Origin of the sequence: Streptococcus sp. 2741 (assembly GCF_013276315.1) — a bacterium.
Taxonomy (GTDB): domain Bacteria; phylum Bacillota; class Bacilli; order Lactobacillales; family Streptococcaceae; genus Streptococcus; species Streptococcus pseudopneumoniae.
This window is the reverse complement of record NZ_VMKU01000102.1, coordinates 1-1368: the sequence shown is the minus strand read 5'-3', so window position 1 is coordinate 1368 and position 1368 is coordinate 1. Positions and strand designations below refer to the sequence as shown.

General features: G+C 35.5%; 2 pseudogenes. Both read left to right on the top strand.

Annotation, left to right across the window (positions count from 1 at the left end):
• Positions 1–160: 160 nt before the first annotated feature.
• Positions 161–268: pseudogene (locus HT671_RS09050) on the top strand (IS5/IS1182 family transposase); the annotation flags it as partial.
• 443 nt (positions 269–711) lie between these two features.
• Positions 712–1353, top strand: a pseudogene (locus tag HT671_RS09045) (IS30 family transposase); the annotation flags it as partial.
• Between the last annotated feature and the right edge of the window lie 15 nt (positions 1354–1368).

Here is a 1368-nt window from a genome sequence, read left to right as displayed (position 1 = left end):
CTGTAACCATGCGCTATCTAAGGAGAGAATCAAGGTTGAGAATATTTTTGACAAAGTATAGTAGATTGAAACTAGAATAGTACACCTCTACTTCTAAAACATTGTTAGAAATCGATTTGACTGTCTTGATTGATTTGTCCTGTTCTTATTTCATTTCACTATGAAAACGTTTAAAATATCTTCAACAACCTATCGAAATCATCGTAAACACTTCGGATTACGAATGAATTTGATTGCTGGTATTATCAATCATGAACTAGGATTCTAGTTTTGCAGGAAGTATAATGTCTTAACTTTAGAAATTTATCCTGATAGTTATCTTTAGAATCTATTTTTCAGTTATTATTTTAATTATTTTAATTTGGTCAATTTTTTAAAAATTCACAAAAAAATTAATTGTCTGAAAAATGAATTGACAAAAAATATATAAAATGATAAAATTTTATCTATCTCTGAAAGTTCTATAATGAAGTTAGCCACCCAGCCCTCCTAAAAATTAGATGGTTCAACTAGCTGATAGCTAGCACTCGATTTCATTTGATAAGAGGCTTGATGCTGTTAGGCTGACAAGCCAAGGCTAAGATTAGCCTTGGTTTAGCTGACAAAACTGCTTCAAGGGTTCCTCTTGTCAAATGAAAGCTCTTCTAGGCATAAGAAAACACCTCTGTGTTATACTTGTTGTTCAATCACAAACACAAGAAAGGCACAGAGATGCAAAACCATTATACTACAAAAGCCAAACATTTGACAATCGATAGCCGTCGCTTAATCGAACGATGAAAAAAGGAAGGGAAATCAAATAGAGAAATCGCCTCTTTACTTGGAAAAGCTCCTCAAACTATCCATACTGAAATCAAGCGTGGGACAGTCCGACAATGTCTTGGAAAAGGACGCTTTAAAGAGGTTTATTCTGCCGACTATGCTCAACAGTCTTATGAAAATAATCGCAAGCGCTCGGTCAAGAAATCAAGATTGAACAAGGAGCTGAAGGAAAAGATTCTCCACTATCATAACCAACATAACCAAAAATTTTCGCCTGAAATGATGGTCAAGGCTAAGGGCGTTAACGTGGGAATTTCTACCATCTACTACTGGATCCATCATGGAAAATTAGGATTGTCAAAACAGGATCTGCTCTATCCTAGAAAAGGAAAATCTGTTAAGAAACAAGCTAGCACCAATTTTAAACCCCCTGGTCAATCTATCGAACAGCGTCCTGAAGCTATCAATCTGCGATTGGAGAATGGGCATTATGAGATTGATACGGTTCTGCTTACAAGGGTGAAAAATTATTGTTTACTGGTCTTAACTGATCGAAGGACTAGGCATCAAATTATCCGATTGATTCCAAGTCATAACCACCCGTGA